Source organism: Sphingobacterium bovisgrunnientis (assembly GCF_009829085.1).
Classification (GTDB): Bacteria; Bacteroidota; Bacteroidia; order Sphingobacteriales; family Sphingobacteriaceae; genus Sphingobacterium; species Sphingobacterium bovisgrunnientis.
In genome coordinates, this window is record NZ_WUQY01000007.1 from 57,860 (window position 1) to 79,127 (window position 21,268).

General features: G+C 34.5%; 18 protein-coding genes. 5 read left to right on the top strand and 13 right to left on the bottom strand.

Going from position 1 to position 21,268, the window contains the following annotated elements; genetic code table 11:
* The first annotated feature begins 74 nt into the window (after positions 1 to 74).
* Positions 75 to 1,115 carry an outer membrane beta-barrel protein gene (locus GOQ16_RS05390; RefSeq protein WP_160068362.1) on the top strand — a complete coding sequence of 347 codons (1,041 nt, stop codon included), beginning with the start codon at positions 75 to 77 and terminating at the stop codon, positions 1,113 to 1,115.
* A gap of 78 nt (positions 1,116 to 1,193) precedes the next feature.
* Here the strand turns inward: GOQ16_RS05390 and GOQ16_RS05395 are convergent, their stop codons facing one another.
* From GOQ16_RS05395 to GOQ16_RS05405, 3 genes are all read right to left on the bottom strand, one after another.
* Positions 1,194 to 1,610 carry a tail fiber domain-containing protein gene (locus GOQ16_RS05395; RefSeq protein WP_160068363.1) on the bottom strand — a complete coding sequence of 139 codons (417 nt, stop codon included), beginning with the start codon at positions 1,608 to 1,610 and terminating at the stop codon, positions 1,194 to 1,196.
* A 52-nt stretch (positions 1,611 to 1,662) separates the two neighbouring features.
* Positions 1,663 to 1,962: a hypothetical protein gene (locus GOQ16_RS05400; protein ID WP_160068364.1), complete on the bottom strand. Its 300-nt coding sequence runs from the start codon at positions 1,960 to 1,962 to the stop codon at positions 1,663 to 1,665.
* A 110-nt stretch (positions 1,963 to 2,072) separates the two neighbouring features.
* Positions 2,073 to 2,549 (bottom strand): regulatory protein RecX, encoded by a 477-nt coding sequence (locus tag GOQ16_RS05405; RefSeq protein ID WP_160068365.1) that lies wholly within the window; start codon positions 2,547 to 2,549, stop codon positions 2,073 to 2,075.
* Between the two features lie 69 nt (positions 2,550 to 2,618).
* Here GOQ16_RS05405 and GOQ16_RS05410 point away from each other — a divergent pair, with 69 nt between their 5' ends.
* The 4 genes from GOQ16_RS05410 (at position 2,619) to GOQ16_RS05425 (ending at position 6,624) form a co-directional block, all read left to right on the top strand.
* Positions 2,619 to 5,051, top strand: a complete 2,433-nt coding sequence (locus GOQ16_RS05410) for a bifunctional UDP-N-acetylmuramoyl-tripeptide:D-alanyl-D-alanine ligase/alanine racemase (RefSeq protein ID WP_160068366.1) — start codon at positions 2,619 to 2,621, stop codon at positions 5,049 to 5,051.
* Between the two features lie 11 nt (positions 5,052 to 5,062).
* Positions 5,063 to 5,659: a DUF502 domain-containing protein gene (locus tag GOQ16_RS05415; protein WP_160068367.1), complete on the top strand. Its 597-nt coding sequence runs from the start codon at positions 5,063 to 5,065 to the stop codon at positions 5,657 to 5,659.
* A 1-nt stretch (position 5,660) separates the two neighbouring features.
* Complete coding sequence (locus GOQ16_RS05420) at positions 5,661 to 6,251, top strand: sensor histidine kinase (protein ID WP_160068368.1); 591 nt, start codon at positions 5,661 to 5,663, stop codon at positions 6,249 to 6,251.
* 106 nt (positions 6,252 to 6,357) lie between these two features.
* Positions 6,358 to 6,624 (top strand): hypothetical protein, encoded by a 267-nt coding sequence (locus tag GOQ16_RS05425; protein WP_160068369.1) that lies wholly within the window; start codon positions 6,358 to 6,360, stop codon positions 6,622 to 6,624.
* Positions 6,625 to 6,703: 79 nt separating this feature from the next.
* Here GOQ16_RS05425 and GOQ16_RS05430 read toward each other — a convergent pair whose 3' ends face one another.
* From GOQ16_RS05430 to GOQ16_RS05475, 10 genes are all read right to left on the bottom strand, one after another.
* Entirely contained in the window at positions 6,704 to 7,117 is a 414-nt protein-coding gene (locus GOQ16_RS05430) for an SPFH domain-containing protein (protein ID WP_160068370.1), read from the bottom strand.
* A 27-nt stretch (positions 7,118 to 7,144) separates the two neighbouring features.
* Positions 7,145 to 7,618, bottom strand: coding sequence for a GNAT family N-acetyltransferase (locus tag GOQ16_RS05435; protein ID WP_160068371.1), 474 nt, complete (start codon positions 7,616 to 7,618; stop codon positions 7,145 to 7,147).
* Positions 7,619 to 7,724: 106 nt separating this feature from the next.
* Positions 7,725 to 8,738 (bottom strand): pirin family protein, encoded by a 1,014-nt coding sequence (locus tag GOQ16_RS05440; RefSeq protein ID WP_160068372.1) that lies wholly within the window; start codon positions 8,736 to 8,738, stop codon positions 7,725 to 7,727.
* 146 nt (positions 8,739 to 8,884) lie between these two features.
* The gene (locus GOQ16_RS05445; RefSeq protein WP_149913680.1) at positions 8,885 to 10,300 is read right to left on the bottom strand and encodes an arylsulfatase; all 1,416 of its coding nucleotides are present in this window, start codon (positions 10,298 to 10,300) and stop codon (positions 8,885 to 8,887) included.
* A gap of 71 nt (positions 10,301 to 10,371) precedes the next feature.
* Complete coding sequence (locus GOQ16_RS05450) at positions 10,372 to 12,153, bottom strand: RagB/SusD family nutrient uptake outer membrane protein (protein WP_160068373.1); 1,782 nt, start codon at positions 12,151 to 12,153, stop codon at positions 10,372 to 10,374.
* 15 nt (positions 12,154 to 12,168) lie between these two features.
* A complete protein-coding gene (locus GOQ16_RS05455) occupies positions 12,169 to 15,621 on the bottom strand; it encodes a SusC/RagA family TonB-linked outer membrane protein (RefSeq protein ID WP_160068374.1) in 3,453 nt (1,150 codons plus the stop codon).
* A 127-nt stretch (positions 15,622 to 15,748) separates the two neighbouring features.
* Positions 15,749 to 16,816 carry a FecR family protein gene (locus GOQ16_RS05460; protein WP_160068375.1) on the bottom strand — a complete coding sequence of 356 codons (1,068 nt, stop codon included), beginning with the start codon at positions 16,814 to 16,816 and terminating at the stop codon, positions 15,749 to 15,751.
* A gap of 83 nt (positions 16,817 to 16,899) precedes the next feature.
* On the bottom strand, positions 16,900 to 17,442 hold the full coding sequence (locus GOQ16_RS05465) for an RNA polymerase sigma-70 factor (RefSeq protein ID WP_160068376.1): 543 nt from the start codon (positions 17,440 to 17,442) through the stop codon (positions 16,900 to 16,902).
* 130 nt (positions 17,443 to 17,572) lie between these two features.
* Entirely contained in the window at positions 17,573 to 20,173 is a 2,601-nt protein-coding gene (gene clpB, locus GOQ16_RS05470; protein WP_160068377.1) for an ATP-dependent chaperone ClpB, read from the bottom strand.
* A 204-nt stretch (positions 20,174 to 20,377) separates the two neighbouring features.
* Complete coding sequence (locus tag GOQ16_RS05475; RefSeq protein WP_079642450.1) at positions 20,378 to 21,238, bottom strand: sigma-70 family RNA polymerase sigma factor; 861 nt, start codon at positions 21,236 to 21,238, stop codon at positions 20,378 to 20,380.
* Between the last annotated feature and the right edge of the window lie 30 nt (positions 21,239 to 21,268).

A 21,268-nucleotide genomic window follows, 5' to 3' on the forward strand; every position in this document is an offset into this window, starting at 1 on the left:
ATTTTTGTTAAATATGGAATTATTTTTATTGAAAATGATTAATTAACCTATTAACACAAATTAAAAACAAGTTTATGAGAAAAAAATCTTTACTATTGTCGTTATTTATGATGGGTGCATTCACTTATGCGCAAGAAAACACTAGTGGAATTGAAATTTCTGGCTCTGCTGATGCTTATTACAAATATGATTTTGCAAAAGGTGAAAATATCGGGACATATTTTGCTAACGATCATAATTCTATTTCTATAGGAATGATTAGTTTAGGCTTAAAGAAATCAACTGGTAAAGCTTCATTCGTAGGCGAATTATCTTTTGGTCCTCGTGGACAATACCAATCACTTCTAAATGGAGATGGAGAGAGCGCTAATGAAAGCAATACATTTCATATTCAAAATCTCTATATGGATTATGCTTTCACAGAAAAATTTTCAATGACAGCAGGTTTTATGGGAACATTCATTGGATATGAAGTAATTTCACCAGCTGCAAATTTTCACTATAGTACTTCGTATTTATTCGGAGCTGGACCATTTCAAAATGCAGGTATTAAAGGTACTTTTGCGTTCTCTGACAAAGTGTCTTTAATGGCTGGATTATTTAATGATTGGAATGAATACAAAGATTTAAACGGTGTCTCGCATTTTGGTGCTCAATTGAGTTTAGCTCCAGTGGATGGATTAAGTGTATATGCTAATTTCTTGACAGGTTCTTCTGCAGGAGGAAAAGATGAATATTCTTCTGGTACTATTTATGATTTAGTGGCTAGTTACGATTTTACAGAAAAATTCTCATTAGGTCTTAATGCTGCTGATTATTCATTCAAGACAGATGGAGGGTATCAAGGAGTTGCATTGTATCCAAAATATAGTATTACAGAGAATGTTCAAATAGGGGCGAGAGGTGAATACTTTAAATTTAAAGATGTGGGGGCGGTTGATGGAGCATCTGTAACCTCATTGACATTGTCAGGAAAATTAACTCATGGAGGATTGTCTTTGATTCCTGAGTTCAGATTTGATTCAAATGATTCAAAACCTTTCTTGAAAAGTGATTTCACTACAGCAACAAAATCAGCTTCACAAGTATCATTAGCATTGGTATATGCTTTCTAAAAAGAGTTCTACAATTAGTCAAATTGGTTTATAAATGGTAAAGGGGATTTTGCTCATCAAAATCCCCTTATTCTTTCGTTATTCAGCTGCTTTTTTCAAATTTTCTAATTCTTTGCGAAGAGCTGTAATCTCGGCTTGTTGTTCTTTGATGGCAGCTACTAAAACAGGAATTAAGTTTTCGTTGTTTACTTCGTCATATTTCATTGCTTTAGTCGCATTTTTACCAGTTTTATAAATTTTGGATTGCGTCTTAACAACTTCTGGTGACGCATTTTCTGCAGTAAATCCAAACTGTTTTGTTTTCGGTAATTCGAGTGTTTTATATTTATCCGTATTGTAATTAAATGTTACGGGCTCTAAACTGTTTAAAACAGCAAATGGTTTAGAAATAGTTTGAACATTTACTTTTAATTCTTTCTCGTTTATTTGTTGAGCACTTGCTGTGTTAGCGATACCCAAAATAGCACTTATAATGACGATAGTTTTGATAGTCATAGTTATATGATTTTAAATGTAAATTAGTATTAATATATAAAAGATATAGTTTTTACGCTATATTATTTGGAGGCGGGTAATGCAAATGGAAATGTCGGAAAGGAAGCATTTTCTTGGGATCAAAAAAATCCAGTTCGCGACTATTTGAACTAAAGAAAAAACCAGTGTGCGACTGAAAAAAGACTTCTATCTCGTATAATTTTTCAACCTCTTTCGTTTCCTTTTCTCCAACAAAATGCTCTAAAAATTCAATTTCGTGGGAAACGGCATGCAGCAAAGTAGAAGATGTCTTGTAAGTCAAACAAGACAATAGAATAACTGAAAGTATATACTTAACAAGTCTTATGCGCATGTATAGCTGTCTAATCTTTTGATATAATGTGAATTATTCCGTAAAAATAAATAAATCTTAGTTTCAACAAAATATTAATTCTGTTACATTTTTGTCATTTAAGAAAAATACTAATCTTTTAATCTTTGAAAAATTAAATCACTCTCGTAGCCTTTCGATTGAATATAGCGAACCAATTTAGCTTTATCTGTGTATGATAATCTTTGGATATCATCACCTGCTTTCATTTTGATAAGATGATCAAGCTTCTCTATATATTCGTCATAATCGATTTCTTTTAGTGCGATTTTAATCAATGGTGGCGTAATTCGCTTTGATTTTAGGTGTTGTATAATTTTAACTTTTCCCCAATCTTTCATTCGAAATTTACCGCGCACATAAGCTCTTGCGAAACGTTCTTCATTTAGGAAATTTTCAGAAATTAAATTTGCAATAATATTTTCTACATCATTCTCATACAACCCCATATCATATAATTTGTCACGAACTTCTTGTTGTGCGCGCTCCTGATATGCACAATAATTTTCCATCTTTAATTTTGCTTGATGCGGAGTATATTTCTTTTTATTTCTTTCGAGATCTTCCATAGTACAAATCTTGAAAAAATAGAAGACATATTAAAAAATTATGGTCAAATTTGTATTAACAACAAAGCTATGTACGTAATATCTGATTTCCTCGAAAGTTTAAAACTATTAAAAAAGACACTTCCAAATCCAGATTTGACATTTGATAAGCTGGCGTACGATACACGTAAAATACATACAGGAGAACAAAGTGTGTTTTTTGCCTTGAAGGGTCATCAAGATGGACATAAGTATATAAAAGATGCTTATCAGAAAGGCATTCGAAATTTTGTTGTATCCGATTTAAATCTGAATATTAATTCTTATACTGCTGCGAATTTTATTTGGGTAGAAAATACGTTGCGCGCTTTGCAAGCCATGGCTACACGGCATCGGAATACACTTAATATACCGATTGTTGGCATTACCGGAAGTAACGGTAAAACTATAGTAAAGGATTGGTTGGTGCAACTTCTCAAGGAGGATAAAAAAGTGTATCAAAGTCCCAAAAGCTATAATTCACAGCTTGGTGTGGCGTTGTCTCTATGGAATTTAGCGAATAATTTTGAATTGGCTTTTATTGAGGCAGGAATAAGTAAGCGCGATGAAATGCACTATTTGCAGAAAATGATTCAGCCAAATTGGGGGATTTTTACCTCATTGGGTACAGCGCATAGGGAAGGTTTTTCTTCGAAAGATGAAAAACTACAAGAGAAATGGAAGTTGTTTACTCACGCTGAAAAAATTATTGCGCCTTCTGCACAACTTTCTGAGGAGTTTTTATCCGACTCCCGCGTAGTTAGTTGGGGGATTTTACCGACAGATAAGCTACTAGTAAAATCAATATTAAATTTAAATTTGTCTTCTCAGCTGTCGCTCGCCTACGAGCATTTGGAATTTCAAATTGAAATTCCATTTACGGACAAAGCTTCAATTGATAATGCGCTTACCTGCGTACTGTTCATGCTGGAGATGGAATATGACGTCAATGTTATCCAGGAGAGAATTCGCACATTAAAGTCTTTGGATATGCGTCTAAAGCTTAAGAAGGGAAAGAACCACAGTAGTATTATTGACGATACGTATTCAAATGATTTAGCTTCACTCAATATTGCTTTGGATTTTTTGAATCAACAAAATCAATTTGAAAGAAAGATCCTGGTTTTAAGTGACTTTGAGGGTGAAGAGTGGACCGAAAAATTTCAGATTAAATTACATAATTTACTTAGTTCAGTCTCTTTGGAAGAAATTGTTTTGATTGGTAGTCGATTTAAATCATTTGTTCCAACTTCGAAAGCAAACATTCACTATTTCGATCGTACCGAAGAATTGTTGGCAAGTTTGTCGCAATTGGATTTTTCGAATGCAGTCGTTTTAATTAAAGGAGCACGAAAATTCAAATTAGAATCACTAAGTCGTCGGTTAACAGAAAAATCGCACGAAACAGTTTTGCAAATTAATTTGAAAGCGTTGGAGCATAATCTTAAACAATACCGTTCTAAAATAGATTCTTCTGTGAAAATGATGGCAATGGTTAAGGCTTTCTCATATGGCAGTGGTTCGTTTGAGGTGGCGAACGTATTGCAATTTAATAATGTGGATTATTTGACTGTAGCATTTGTAGATGAAGGTAGTGAATTGCGACGTGCAGGAGTCAGATTGCCCATTATGGTTCTAAGTCCACATGAAAGCGCATTTGATGATATTATCGAATATAATATTGAACCTGAGATATATTCTTTGCGGATACTTAAAGCATTTGTTGAATATTTGAGAGATCAGAATATACAGAATTATCCGATACATTTGAAATTGGATACAGGCATGCATAGACTTGGATTTATGGAAAGCGAAATCGAAGATTTGCTTGATATTTTAATAAATAATAAAGAGGTGAAAGTTGTTTCTGCTTTCTCTCATTTGGTAGGAGCAGGATCAAAAGATTTGATTGATTTCACAGCACATCAAATTACTGTTTATAATACTATAGTCAATAAAATCAAAAATGCCTTGCGCTATGATTTTATTCGACATATTTGCAATACTTCGGGTATCACTCAGTATCCAGAAGCCCATATGGATATGGTTCGTTTGGGAATAGGTCTTTATGGTTATGACATGAGTTCACAAGATTTAGATTTGGAAGAAGTTGGAATATTGAAAACTACAATAACTCAAATCAAACATATTCCAAAAACAGAGACTGTCGGCTACGATAGAAAAGGTGTTTTGACGCGAGATTCCATTATTGCTACTGTGAAAATTGGCTATGCCGATGGTTATAATAGACGCTTTGGAAATGGAGTTGGAGAAATGCTAGTGAATGGTCAAATGGTTCGGACGGTAGGTAATATTTGTATGGATATGTGTATGCTTGATATGACTGATGTATATGCAAAAGAGGGAGACGAAGTAATTGTATTTCCAGATGTGACTGAGGCATCTCGACGAATTGGTACTATTTCATATGAATTGCTAACGGGCATTTCGGCACGAGTCAAACGGGTTTATTATTACGAATAATCTAGATTAATATGTTTAAGAAGTTGTTTCAAAGGGTTTTATATTATTTAATTAAAGGTGTACTTGTTGTTGTGCCTGTTGCTGGTGCTGTATTTCTTATTATTTGGATTTTCGCATCACTCGATAATGCACTTAATATTTCGCAGCATTTTCTGGAAGATGAAAATGGGCATCCGTTATACATTCCTGGAGGAGGTTTGTTAATGGTAATTTGTATTCTAATATTGGTTGGTTTTATATTTACTACTTTCGTAACAGAGCCTATCCGTAATTGGCTGAGTCGTACAGTAAATAGAATTCCATTATTTAATACACTATATTCTTCGATTAAGGATTTTACCGAGGCTTTTGTTGGTGATGCTAAAAAATTCAACGAACCTGTATTAGTAAAAGTGAATGATATGGGTTTAAAAAAAATTGGTTTTTTAACGCAACGAGACTTAGCAAAAATTGGTTTGGAAGGTGAAGTAATTGTTTACTTTCCATTTTCTTATTCACTAGCAGGACAGGTAGTTGTGGTGGAAAGCAAATATGTGTCAAAATTGAATATGTCTGCTACAGATGCGATGAAATTGGTTGTATCGGGAGGTGTGTCAGGTTTAGAATAACATGAAAAATTTCCTCACAAACTTATTTAATAAAGAGCAAGAAGTTGATATTGAGAAAATGCAATTGGCAGCTGCATTAAGTGTTAATTCAGCTATGTTTGATAAGCATCTAATTAAATTGGCTATCAAACAAAATCAGTTAAATTCTCTCCAAGCATATCTCTCTAAGATGACTGCTGTAAATTTAGAGAAGGATTTAGAATTATCGAAAGAAATTGAAAACATAGAATGTTATATTTCTGCATATCAAACTCTCGCTGAATCTAATTTCTATGTGAAATTGCAGAATAATATTGCAGTTAATTCTTCGTGTGTTATAGCACCATTTATACTTTTCCCATTGATTCAAAATGCACTTATATATGGATATAATTCTTTGGAAAAATACCCTATACGTATAAAATTGAATAGTGTAGGGGATAAGATAAAATTAGAGGTGAGCAATCATGTAAATCATCATTTGAATAATCAAGAGTCGACAAGTATAATTTCCAAATTTAAGGCTCGCTTGTCATTACTTTATCCTGATAAGCATGAACTTATAATCAATAGCAACACTATGTTGTTTAAAGCTACATTGATCATCGGCTAAATCTATTAATTTGCGTATTTCTTTTGTTGCATTCTTTCATTTATTTCTGCATTTATTTATATTTACTTATCTAATAATTAAATGTCGGATTTAAATCTAAATAAACATGATAGGAACAATAATCGAGAAAGAAGATATCTTAAATCATAAATTTATAGCCGCTGAGACAAATAGATCCGAAGAATTGAGAAGTAAATTGGTAGATGCCCAGCGTCTTGGCAACGAATTCAAATCAAAAGCTTCCATTGTTTTTAATACGATAGATGGACCATTGCGTGTGGAAACAACAGTTTGGTCTGTTACGGATAAATATGTGCAAATCAAAAGCGGGGTGTTAATACCTTTAGCAGCCCTTATCGAGGTAGAAATTTAGAAGTTCAAGACTTAATAAATACAAATAAAGCCTTCAAAATTGAAGGCTTTACTTGTAAGAATAATATTCGAAATCCTTTTTACTCAACAGGTTGTACTGATTTTTTAGAATGATTGACATCCAAGACAGGTACTAGACCTTCCGATGGCATGTATATAATTTGTGGCAAATCACCTTTGTCAGCTAATTTCTCTAGGGTGCGAATAAATAGATACTGATTATACGTACTATTCAGTGTGCCAATTTCTAATTTCATAGCCTCAGCCATACCTTTAGCACGCTCAACCTCTGCCTGTGCATTTAGTTTTTCTGCCTCCAACCGCGCACGTGCCTCTTCGATTAATATTTTACGGTTTTGTTCGGCTTTAGCCATTTCAGCCTTTCCAGCCATTTCTTGCTGCCAAACATTATAAGTAGGTAATCCAAACATCAGGATTATTATTATAAAAACTACAGCTACTAAAATTATCCCAATGGGTTTTGTACTATTCATATTTACTTATTATACATTTTAAAATTACTATTCTGCTCCGACAATTTTATTTTTTGGCAAACTCATTTTATACATATCAAATCCTTCAGCCCAATAATCTTTATGTCGCTCGAGCAATTTGAAGCCATTTTTTTCATAGAAGGCATACGCATGTTGTGAAGTACGTACGATGATGGATTTGATATTTTTACGATTTGCAATGATTTCCAAACGATGATTTAATAACAAAGAGCCGATTCCTTGTTTATGAAAGCCAATATCTACAATATCCCAACTTATCTTAGCGATTTGTTTGTCTCTATCGTAATTTATTCCTGCTCCAGCAATTATTTTATCATCCAGTTCAGCAACAAAATAGTCTTGAATTTCTTCTTCTAGATACGTTTTATAATCTTCAATTTCGGTTTCTGCAAAATATTTTGGTGTATTGTTTTTTATGATTTGCAGTAATGCTGTACGATCTTCTGGTTTGTATTTTCTTATCACAATTGCACTATCCATATTTCATTTTACTTTGTCAGAAGATAATAAAATTATTCAACAAAATAAAATTGGAGGAAAATTACCAAAAAAAAGGAGTTCAATACATAATTAAACTCCTTTACTGTTAGACGTTAGGTTTGTCTAATTCTTTCCCGAAATTATAGCTAGCAAAGCGACCAGCATCTTTTGGGTGTACAACATCGATCTCTTCATGTCCCCAAGGCCATCCACCGAATTGTGTTTTGCGATAATCAGCAAATGCCTGATCCAATTCTTCTTTTGTATTCATGACAAATGGTCCATAAGCTGCCACAGGTTCATTTATCGGTTCACCTTCTAAGATTAATAACTTAGCGCGTTCATTGCTGTTTTTTATGAGGATTTCCTCACCGCCATTAAGGTCTGCGATATAATTTTGTTGCAAAGTATTGTTTTCAATATTAATACTTCCTGAACCATCATAAAAGAAAACAAATCTATTCATAGTTTCCGAAACAGCATCTAAAGTGTAGGTTGCATTTGGAGCTAAATCTACTAAAGCTACGCCGACATGATGGCTTGGATCTTTAGCCCATGAGTATGGTAAAGCATCAATAGACTTTATACCGTTGTATTCACCCAAAATAACTTTGACTTTAACATCCTCACCAATTTTAGCTATTGGAATGTTCTCATGCCACAACATTTTATATTGTGGTTCGGTCATCTTACTAGTTCCTGGAAGATTCAACCAAATTTGAAATAGACGCAACGGATTATCTTTATCTTCGTGTATCAGAGGGAACATCTCACCATGCAATACGCCTGACCCTGCGCTCATTAATTGCACATCGCCTTCACCATAACGACCTTTTGATCCTTTGGAATCAAAATGATCAGCAAATCCTTCTTCAGCTATGGTGATTATCTCAAATCCTCGATGTGGATGGAACGGAAATCCTGGTATTTCTTTACCGTGATACATTCGCCAATCCGCATTTCTGTCAAAATCGTTACCTAAATTTTTACCTTCTAAATGAGCTTTAGGCCCGAAATTACCATTGCCTTCTGGATATTTGTCATAATGGTAAGCGCCTAAAATAAAAGGATCGCCTATTGGCATTGGACCTACAACTTTTTGGATATTTTTAATTTTCATTTTGCAACCTTTCTTTTGCATTATTATCATCAAATGGTATGCCGTATTGTGCCAAAACTAGACGGGGTTGGGGGTAAGTGGTAAAAACAATAAGGTTCTTTCAGTAGTTAGAAAGAACCTTATTTTATATTCGGTATTGATGCGTTTTATTTAGCTAACAAAGGATATATTTCACTTTCAGTATGTGCTTCATCTATGAACTTAGCAAGTTGTTTAACTTTTTTAGGATTTGAAGTCGCTAAATTATTTTGTTCGAATGGATCTTTGTCAATATTATAAAGTTCGAAATAAGAATCTTTAGGTGATTTGACATTTTGTTTAATTAATTTCCAACCTTTGGATAGAACTGCTTGTCTTCCTCCATCTTCATGAAATTCCCAATACAAATATGTATGTTTCTTTTGTTTTCCATTTTTTACGAGTGTCGGCAAAAACGATAGTCCATCACTTTGAGTAGATGCTGTTAAATTAGCGATTTCTAACATTGTGTTGTACACATCCCAAAATGCTCCAACATGTTTAATATCTTGGTTGGGAGCAATTTTGTTTTTCCAATTTACGATTAGTGGAGTACGTACACCACCTTCATATAGCGATCTTTTGACACCTTTAAAACCTGCTGTACTGTTGAAAAAATCAGGATCAGCTCCACCTTCACGATGTGCACCATTGTCACTTGTAAATAGGATGATTGTATTTTCGCGCAACCCCAATTCATCAAGTTTATTAATTATTTGACCCACGTAAGCATCCATACGCGTGACCATTGCAGCAAATGTGGCGCGTGGCTTGTCCACAGAAGCATATCCACCTATGGTTGCATTTGCCCCGTAATCTTGACCTTTGTGCGGAGTCTCCACAAAAGCATTTTCATACATTTTGAAATATTCATCATCAGGGCCAGCTAATTCAGCATGAGGCAATACTGTAGGCACAAAAAGGAAGAAAGGCTTTTCTTTATTGTCATCAATAAATTTCAATGTCTGTTCTTGGATAAGAGTAGGCGCATAATGAACTTTGTCTGTTAGATTGTTTCCAGCAAGGATTACGCGGTTGTCATTGTGCCACAAATGCGTAGGGTAGTAGCGGTGTGATTGTCGCTGACAATTATATCCGTAAAAGGTGTCGAATCCTTTAAGGTTTGGATCTCCGCTCGTTCCGACCATTCCAAGTCCCCATTTCCCAAATGCTCCAGTTACATATCCATTTTGTTGTAAATCCATCGCAAAAGTTCGTATAGAGTCAGCTAAGGGTTCTTGACCTTCGGGCTCAATTTCTTTGTTTCCACGTACATAAGTGTGTCCGGTATGCATTCCTGTCATTAGGGATGCGCGTGATGGCGCGCACACAGATGTACCTGCATAGAATTGTGTAAATTTTGCTCCCTGCTGAGCCAATTTATCTAGATTGGGAGTTTTGATTTTAGTCTGGCCATACGCACCAAGATCACCAATACCCAAATCATCAGCCATTATAAATACAATATTTGGCTTTTTTGATTGCGCATTTGCAGATAAGGCTAAAAATAGGATAAAGTATAGTATGTGTTTTATCTTAAGCATATTTAAAGTATTTTGATTAAATAGAAATATAATGTCTAGTAAGTAAATTTACTAGACATTAATTTGTGTACCTATTGCCATCCAGCATTTTGTGTTATATTATTGTTTAATACAATTTCTGCTGAAGGAATCGGGTATAAATAATAATGATCAGAGAATGCCGGAGGTACATCTTCGTAAGCGATATATCCCGCTGATGCACCATTCAAAATAGGTATAATCGAATTTTGCGGTACATCAATTCCTTTTGTAATATATCTTCCAATTTTACGTTTTGCAGCATAATCCATTTTTTTCCAACGTCGAAGATCATCAAATCTAAATCCTTCTCCCATAAGTTCTACCGCACGTTCTCTACGGATTTCCCAAAGTATTGGAGATACATTAGGGTCTCTGGTTGGATCATTTGCAATAGTAGTAATTTGTAGGGAAGAAACTTGACCTCTAGCACGTAACTTATTGATCGTACTATTAGCTATACTTTGATCAAATTCTCCTAATTCATATTTTGCTTCAGCATAATTTAATAGTACTTCGCCCATTCGGAAAATTGGAGCGTCATTGATGTCCTCATTTTGTAACATCTTTATTTTATTACTGAATTTGTAGAATCTATATCCTGTATAAGTTACATTAAATGGCTGTCCAAGATTATAATCAACAAAATGGGGCTCTTGTGCTAATACTAAACCCTGCCAATTCACAGCTGGTAATGTTTTGCGTGTAGGAATGGATAACGTGTTCATCAAATCAATGTATTCACGATCAGCAGGATTCGTAGTATGTGTCCAAGTGTAACTTGGGTGATTCACTACAGTTTTATATGGAGGAGGAACTGTGAAATATAAACGCGTATCTCTATTTCTGAATTCTTTGTAAGGATCAGTATCTCCATCAAACATAGGGCTTGTGTATCTCGTTTGACCATCTTTCAATAAATATAAATCTACTGCCGCCTTTGTCAAATCCCAACGTCCTGAAGAGTTACGTGCTAAAGAAGCCAAGGTGTGTGTGATTTGATTTACCTCATATTGTTTATACAATAACACTTCTTTATTGCTTGCTAAAGATTCACTATTAAAAAGTTCATCATAATCAGAATGTAAATCAGGAATAGTAGTAATTAATTTTTTAGAAGCTTCAGCGCTAGCTCGTAAATATACTTCTGCTTGTTGCAATCCGTGATATTTTCTCCATGTTCCTTCGCGCAAGCCAAATCGAGAGAGTAAAGCGCGCACTACATTCGTGTTAATTGAATTTGCGCCGTCGCCAGTTGGTTTAATATTTTCTTCCGCATAGTTGAGCATTTCTAAAATTTTAGTAGCGATCTCTTCTCTTGATGAGGTATTTCCATAGAGAATATCATCATCGCCATCGGTAAGTGCATTCTCTACCCATATTGCTTTGCCATATTTATTTAACAAATCCATATAATGATAAGCCTTAAAGAAATAGCCGAGACTACGCATATGTTTTTTTTCCGTATCTGTCAATTGATTCGGCTTATCAATATTATCCAGCATAATATTAATAATGCGAATATTATTGTAAGGTGTGTTGTAATCTCCAGAGCTACTTGGTGTTACTACACGATTCCAAAGCCAGTCTGAAGTCGCATTTGCATTTGCTAATGCAAATAAATCGGTATTTACTTCTGAATTAGGTACAGAATTACTATAACCAGGGAATGTCCCATAAAATTGCCATGAATAGGCAACAAAATTTGAATAAGATGTAAATGTCGTATTTTCTGTAAGTGTACCTTCGGGTGATAATTCCAAAAGATTACTACAACTTGTTGTTGATAGTCCTAAAGCGATTACTAGACCTATATGTAAAATTGATTTTTTCATTGTAAGATTCACCGTTTAAAAGTTAACATTCAAACCAAAACTATATTTCTTCAGGAATGGATAAATACCCCCTGAGCCCAAATCAGCACCATCAGCTTCAAAGCCTGTTGGTAGATTGTCAAATGTGAATAGGTTTTCACCTGTCGCGAATAAACGGACTGATTTGATAAATTTGGTGCGTAGAAGCTCTTGTGGCAAATTATAACCCAAAGTGATGTTACGGATACGCAAGTACGATCCATCCTGTAAGAATCTGGTTTGCACTCTTTTATTCGCAGAAGTATTTAAGCCTGCATTTGCATACACGCGACCATAGTGTGATTCTGTGTTTTCTGGCGTCCAATAATCCATGTTATGCTTGAATACAGTATTGAATTCATTGTTAAATGGCCAAAAAATATGATTACTCATCCAGATATCTCTCTTTCCAACACCTTGTAGGAAGATGGAAAGATCTATGTTTTTGTAATTAAAGTTACCATTTATTCCATATTGATATCTTCTCGTATTATTTCCAATGACTTTCATGTCTCCTGGATTAGACAGTGTCCCATTACCTGAGAAAATTACACCATCACCATCTAAATCGGCATACTTGATATCGCCTGGATTCTGTGCAACGCCCGTAAAACCTGCAATTCCTTGTTTTAATGTTCCTCCTGTCAGATTTGCATTTAGTGAGCCTTCTACAAAGTCCTCAACTGTATAAAGGCGTTCTGAAACATAACCCCAAATTTCGCCTATTTGCTTTCCTTCATAATATGAGTTGATTAATCCAGTGCTGTTTTCAAGTTTGGTAATATATCCTTGGTTATCGGACAAATTAAATCCTAATGAATAATTAAATTTATTGATATTATCTTTCCAAGTCAATTCCCATTCCCAACCTTTAGATTCTAAGTTTGTACTGTTTTGGAATGGAGGAGTCGCACCTAATACTGCTGGCAAATCAGCTCCTTGATACAGCATTCCAATTGTTTTTCTTTTGAACCAATCGAAGCTAGTGTTAAGTCGGCCTTGAAGAATGCCTAAATCCACACCTAAATTTAATGTACGCACATTTTCCCAAGTAAATGTTGAAGAAACAAGACTAGGAGGCGCGATTGTTAATTGTCTAATACCTGTTATTGGATTAATCCAGTTGGCATTAGAAGTATTCATATTCGGTGTAACTGGGAAATACACTTGACTTCCTGAACTATTTAATACAACCTGGTTTCCAATTTCTCCAAATGACCCTCTTAACTTCAATAGGTTTACTTGATTTTTTATGTCAGACATAAAGTTTTCTTCTGCGATATTCCAACCAGCGGAAACAGATGGGAAAAATCCAAATTTAGAACCTTCTAAAAAGCGTGAAGAACCATCAAATCGACCGTTTATTTCTAACAAATACTTATTGTTATAATCGTAGTTGATACGCCCAAAATATCCTAAGACTGCGTATTGACCGAAACCATCACCTACACTCTGATTACCAGTACTTGTGCCTAAAGAAGGTGAGCTTGGACTTAATAAATCAGCACGATTAGCCCAAAAGCTTTGGTTATGACTTTTTTCATAGTTAGTACCTATCAAGTACTTGAAATTATGATTTTCTAGTGCATGGTTATAACTAGCATATAAATTCAAAGCGTTGTACTGCGTTGTATAATTCGTGCGTTGATAGTATTCGTTGTTAAAAAGATATTCTTCAGTATAATTATTAGGATTCATGTATTTATGACGCACTTGATAGTAAGTGTCGTTATCGTGGTTTTTATTAAAAGTGTATTCACCAGTTACATTTAATCCTTTAATAGGAGAGTACTCCAATTTTCCGAATAATCGTAAATCATCTCTTTTTAAGACACTTGGTTCTTCATATTTCAAGTAATTATTTGGTGTGCCATAAGGAACTTCAGTTCCATCCATTCCGATATCAAATCCTGTATTGATGAAGGAGCCATGTGAGATTGCTCTATAAAACATTTCACCCATATTCATTGGTGTTCTTCTTGCATCATTCCTATACAAGATATTACCTGAAATATTAAGATTTCGAGCGATCTCCGCACTCACATACGAATTCAAATTGTATTTTTTGTACGAATCTTTATCACTAGCCATGATGCCATCTTCGTTCGTAAACATACCCGATAGACGATAGGCAATTTTTTCACTACCTCCACTTACTGATAGATTATGTAGTTGTTCAAAGCCTTTTTCAAAAACTTCATTGTACATATCGTATTCTTTTAAGGCATAGCGAGTCCCGTTTACAGTAGTAATTCCTTCTGGATATTTAGTTGGATTGCTCTGATATTCTTGTAATAATCCTAACCATGTATCCACATTCTGTCCTGTCCAATATGTTGTATTTCCAAAATCTTTAAGTGCTTGGATAAATTCCAGCGGTGAAGCTTTTTCTGGTAGACTTGTGGCACTCGATGAAGTTAGATTTGTAGAATAATTGAATTGTGTAGGTTGGTTTTTAGCTCCTTTTTTGGTTGTGATCAAGACAACACCGAAGGCTGCTCTTGCACCATATATTGAAGCTGCTGCTGCATCTTTCAATACCGTGACATTTTGAATGTCTTTGGGATTAACATTATCCAAAGACATAGGAACATTATCAACTAAAATTAATGGGGATCCTCCGTTAATTGACGTGATTCCTCTGATATTTAAATCAGTACTTTGGCCTGGTCTTCCGCTACCAAATGTAACCTGCATCCCTGGTACAGCTCCTTGCAAAGCTTGAGAAGCAGAACTTACAGGTCTATCTCCAAGTACTTTCTCCATATCAACAGATGATACAGCTCCTGTTAAGTTAGCCTTTTTCTGAGTACCAAAACCAACAACTACGATTTCATTTAAAGCTGTCAAATCTTCATCTAATACAACTTTTAAATTAGCCGAGGAATATGGAATCGTCTGTGTGATATAACCAACGTAACTAATTATTAATGTCGGCTCTTTGACTGTAGTTTTTATTTCAAACTTACCATCAATATCCGTACTACCTCCTGTATTGTTTTCCTTCACAACAACACTAACACCAGTAACTGGTGAACCTTGTTTGTCTGTAATGATACCCTTGATAATAGCTCCTTCTTGAGTAGGTTTGATAGGAGATAAGACAATGCGATTATCATTAATAGATTGAAGAGATAAACCTACATTTTGTAAAATGGGTCCTAATACTTGATTCCAAGGTTGATTAGAAATGTTTAGCTGTTCTATTTCTTTATTTTCAACCAATTTATCTAAGTAGACAAATTTCAAGTTTGTTTGTTTTTCAATAGCATTCAATACAGTTTTTAGATTACTATTATGCAATCTAAGACTTATTTTTTCTTGCCCTTTTAAATTGTTTGCTGCGACTTGAAGTGTGCTCGTAATAATAAAACAAATGATGAGTTTTACCATCATAAAAGTTTTTAATAGCAGTGATTGTTCACTGCAATAGAGTGAATTAATTTTCATAAATTTGATTGAATTGGTTAAAGTACATTACTTTCTCAGGGCATTGTACTTAAAAATTGATTCATTACATAAGTGGGGGATGGATTCTGTCCCCTTTTTTAATTGATTTCCTTATCTTATTTCATAGTTAGTAAAGTGTTATTTGGTTATTATTATCTTTTTTATAATTAATAGTAAGTCCTGACAATTTTAAGATCTGAATTAATTCTTCAATACTTTGTTCTTGGAACGGTCCAGTAATTTTTACTGTATCTAAGACTGGATTTTGAATCGTTAATTTTGAACCAAACCATCTTTCAAGTTTTGGTAATGCTTCTTTTAAACTTTCGCCTTCCATAATGAGAACATTTTCTTTCCAAGCTGTTTCTTGGAGAGATGTGTTATTTTCTAGAGGTGTGATTTGTGTTTTTGAAATATTTAAAGGTGTATTATTACTTTCTGTTTCTTTATATTTTAGATTAGTCGATAGTAATTGTTGATTCTCGCTAAGTACTTTTATTTTCTCACCAGGACTCATTACAGTTTGTTGAATTATTTTATTATCAGATTTTATTTGAAGTTCAATCTTACCCGATATTAAACTTGCTTCGCTTAAACGTTCATCTTTATAAGCGCGAATATTAAAAGATGTGCCTATTACTTTTATTTCCAATTCTTTAGCCGATATTATCATCGGAAATTCTTTATTATGTGCTACATCAAAAAATCCTTCTCCATCTAATGTAACTGCTCGTGTTTTTTTCGATTCGTCTAATTTATAGTGTATCGAAGAGCCGGCGTTAAGCCATACTTTCGTTCCGTCAGGTAATATAAATTCTTTTCGTTCACCATATTTGGTTGAAATATTATAAGTATTTCTGGAATTTGAGTTTGAAAAAATTGTTTGAAAGGAGAAATAGCCTATGATAAGAATTAAAGCCGCTGCAATATATGTAGATATATTTTTGTAAAGTTTTATTTTAGATGATGAAAGATCGCTGAATTCTTTGCTTTCAACATTATTTAATATTTTTTGAAATTTTATATCAAGGATCTCAGCACTATCTTTTTTTACGGTGCTTTTTGTTAGATAGATAAATACCGATTTGTGATCAGCATTTCGTTCTAATTCCTTAGTTAAAAGTTCCAATTCATCATTCGAAATTGAACCTGCAATATATTTATGTAGTAGATTATAAAATTGATCTTCAGTCATTATGTCTTGGTTATATAAATAAGACAAACTACCTGATCATTATCACCAATACAAAATTGAATATTTTTGTATAACTATGGTTATTAGCTCTTTAAAATGGATAAAGTTGATTTTATTTTTTGAAATGCGATTTGAATATGCCTATCAACCGTGTTTTTACTTATGTTCATAATATCAGCAACCTCTTGATAGGTGAGTAAATTGTCTTTAACAAGTACAAAAGCCATTTTAGTCTTTTCAGGTAGATTATTTATGGCATTATCCAATAGATCTTTTAATTCTTTATCAATTAGTAATTGTTCTGGGCTACTAGCATATTCTGTTATAACTTTTGAATGCACATACTTGAGATGGATCTTATCTCTATTAATGGTATTTAAGCTGCGGTTTTTTGTAGCCTTGAAAAGGTATGTTTTTACATTTTTAATTGACTTATAATCAATTTTGCCATTCCAAATAGCTAGCATGATGTCGGAAACAATATCTTCGGCTAATCCAAGATCTCCTACTATAGCATTAGAAAAGTGTACTAAATCATTATAAAAATGAAGAAATAATTTTTGAAAAGCCTTTTCATCTTTATTTATAAAGATTTTTGCCCAGACCTCATTCCAATTAATTTCCACAGATTTATATATTAGTTATCTGTCGCTAAAATATTATTTATTTATGAATACGCCTTCAATAGATTTAAAAAAAATAATAAGGTTCTTTCCATCGCTGAAAAGAACCTTGTGAAAGGAGAATTATTAAATCTTATCCCTCTGTTTTATTTAAAAATACAAACTTACCATCAAACACATCCAACTGAATAGCTGAATCTGATGTAACTTTGCCAGCTAGTATTTCTTTGGACAATTCGTTCAAAATACGTTTTTGAATCACACGTTTCAATGGACGTGCACCATAAATAGGATCGTATCCCAATTGTGCCAACCAATCTAAAGCTTCTTCTGTCACTGTCAATTGAATATTTTGTTCTGCCAATTGACGTGTCACATGATTGAACTGCATACGTACAATATCACCAATTTCATTTCTGCTCAACGGCGTGAACATAATGATCTCATCTATACGGTTCAAAAACTCTGGACGAATTGATTTTTGCAACAATTCAAATACTTCGTCTTTTGTTTTCGCTATGATTTCATCACGATTCACATCTGTCAACGAAGAGAAGTTCTCTTGGATGATATGTGAGCCTGTATTTGAAGTCATAATGATAATCGTATTTTTAAAGTTCACCACGCGACCTTTGTTATCTGTCAAATGTCCATCATCCAATACTTGCAGCAAAATATTGAATACGTCTGGATGCGCTTTTTCAATCTCATCCAATAAGACAACTGAATACGGACGACGACGTACTGCTTCTGTCAATTGACCACCTTCATCATAACCGACATATCCTGGAGGCGCACCAATTAAACGCGATACGGAATGACGCTCTTGGTATTCAGACATGTCGATACGAACTAAAGCTTGTTCATCATCAAACAAGAATTCAGCTAAAGCTTTTGCTAACTCCGTCTTGCCTACACCCGTGGTTCCTAAGAAGATAAAAGAACCAATTGGACGTTTTGCATCACTTAGTCCAGCGCGTGAACGGCGAATTGCATCCGAAATTGCTTCAATAGCCTCTTCTTGTCCAGCCACACGTTTGTGCAATTCATCCTCAAGGTTTAATAGCTTTTCGCGTTCTGATTGTACCATTTTGCTAACAGGAATACCTGTCCAACGTGATAGCACATCTGCAATATCTTCTGCCGTAACTTCTTCTTTTAGCATGCGCGAACTTTTTTGTTTTTCGTTCAGTTCTGCTTTAAGTTTTTCAACGGTATCTTGTGCTTCCTTTATTTTACCATAACGTAATTCGGCTACTTTTCCATAATCGCCTTGGCGTTCTGCTTGGTCGGCTTCCAATTTGTAGTTCTCAATATTTTGAACTTCTTGGTTCACACGATCGACCAAAGTCTTTTCAGATTGCCATGCTGCTTTCAGTGAATCACGTTCAGAAGATAGATTTGCTATAGTTTCAGATAATTCACCTACTTTTTTCTCATCTTTCTCACGTTTTATCGCTTCACGCTCAATTTCTAATTGCATGATACGACGATCCAATTCATCTACCGCTTCTGGCACAGAATCCATTTCCAGACGTAGTTTGGAAGCTGCTTCATCCACCAAGTCAATCGCTTTATCTGGTAAGAAACGATCTGTGATATATCGTTGAGATAATTCCACAGCCGCAATAATCGATTCGTCGAGAATGCGCACTTTGTGGTGCGTTTCGTAACGCTCTTTCAAACCACGAAGGATAGATATTGCATCTTGTGTATCCGGTTCTTCGACCATCACCTTTTGGAAGCGACGCTCAAGGGCTTTGTCTTTTTCAAAATATTTTTGATACTCATTCAATGTGGTTGCACCTATAGCACGTAATTCACCACGTGCTAAAGCAGGTTTCAAGATATTAGCGGCATCCATTGCGCCTTCGCCACCACCTGCGCCAACTAATGTATGAATCTCATCGATGAATAAAATGATTTCTCCATCAGAATCCGAAACCTCTTTAACCACAGCTTTTAAGCGCTCTTCAAATTCACCTTTATATTTCGCGCCGGCAATCAAAGCTCCCATATCTAGGGAGAATACAGTTTTAGATTTCAAGTTTTCTGGTGCGTCACCTTTGATGATACGGTGCGCAATACCTTCAGCAATCGCAGTTTTACCTACACCTGGCTCACCAACTAATATTGGATTATTCTTCGTTCTACGCGATAGAATCTGCATCACACGACGAATTTCTTCATCACGTCCGATTACAGGATCCAATTTTCCTGATTCCGCGAACTCATTCAAGTTGCGTGCGTATTTGCCCAATGCATTATACGTAGCTTCTGCATTTGGGTCTGTAACTCTATTATTTCCTCTCAATTCTTTTATAGCTAATTTTAAATCTTTTTCATTTATTCCTTGATCTTTTAAGAGACTTCCCACTTTGTCTGAAGAGGAGAGAAGTGCTAATAAAAGATGTTCAATAGACACATACTCATCGTTAAATTCTTTCAAGTAACTAGTTGCCTTCTGCAAAACAGATGCTGCATTATTACTTAAATAAATATTACTACCTGAAACTTTTGGCAAAGAATCAACTAATTTATCAGCTTCCGTACTGATGTAGTTTATATTTGTATTTAGTTTCTTCAATAAGTGAGAAATAATATTCTCATCTACAGTTAGTAATGCTTTGAGTATATGTGCTGGCTCAATTGCCTGTTGCTGATTGCCAGCTGCAATTTCCGATGCTTTTTGAATAGCTTCTTGCGCTTTGATTGTATAGTTATTAAAATTCATGTGTTATGTTCCTTTCACTTACATCAGTATTTTAACAAATGAAATGCCTTTGAGTTTTTTGAGCTTATACTCGGAATTTTTGTCTGATTTGAATAATTTTAGCTGTCAAATTTTCATATTTATATTATTTTACAATGAAATTTTGACAAAAAATAAAGCGCAAGATACTATCTTGCGCTTTCCAAATTTTTATGAGCTAATAAATTAGCCTAAATAAGATTTTAAAATTTTGCTACGAGAAGTGTGACGAAGACGTTGCAAAGCTTTGTCTTTAATTTGGCGTACACGCTCTCTCGTTAAGTTAAATTTTTCACCGATCTCTTCAAGTGATAGTGGGTGGTTTGATCCTAATCCGAAGAATAATACGATAATCTCTCTTTCTCTTTCTGTTAAAGTAGATAGTGAACGTTTGATTTCTTCTGATAATGACTCGTCAATCAATGAACTATCTGTATCTGGGTCAGAATTTTCCAATACATCTAATAGTGTATTTTCTTCACCTTGTACAAATGGTGCATCCATTGATACGTGTCTACCTGAATTACTCAACGTATCTGAAACCTTATCTACTGTAGTTTCTAAGATATCCGCTAATTCTTCTGGAGAAGGCTCGCGTTCGTACTCTTGTTCTAATTTGGAGAAAGCCTTGCTGATTTTACTTAAAGATCCCACTTGGTTTAGGGGAAGACGTACGATACGTGATTGTTCAGCGATAGCTTGCAAAATAGACTGACGAATCCACCACACAGCATAGGAGATAAATTTAAAACCTTTTGTTTCGTCAAAACGTTTTGCTGCTTTAATAAGGCCTAAGTTACCTTCATTAATCAAGTCACCTAATGTAAGGCCTTGATTCTGATATTGTTTAGCAACAGAAACGACGAAACGTAAGTTGGTTTTTGTTAATTTCTCTAATGCCACTTGATCACCCTCGCGAATACGTTGCGCCAAAATTACCTCTTCTTCAGCAGTAATTAAGTCAACTTTACCAATTTCATGTAAATACTTGTCAAGAGATTGAGATTCACGATTCGTGATCGATTGTGTAATTTTGAGCTGTCTCATTAATTTTTATACCTTTTTTCTGGATGTTGC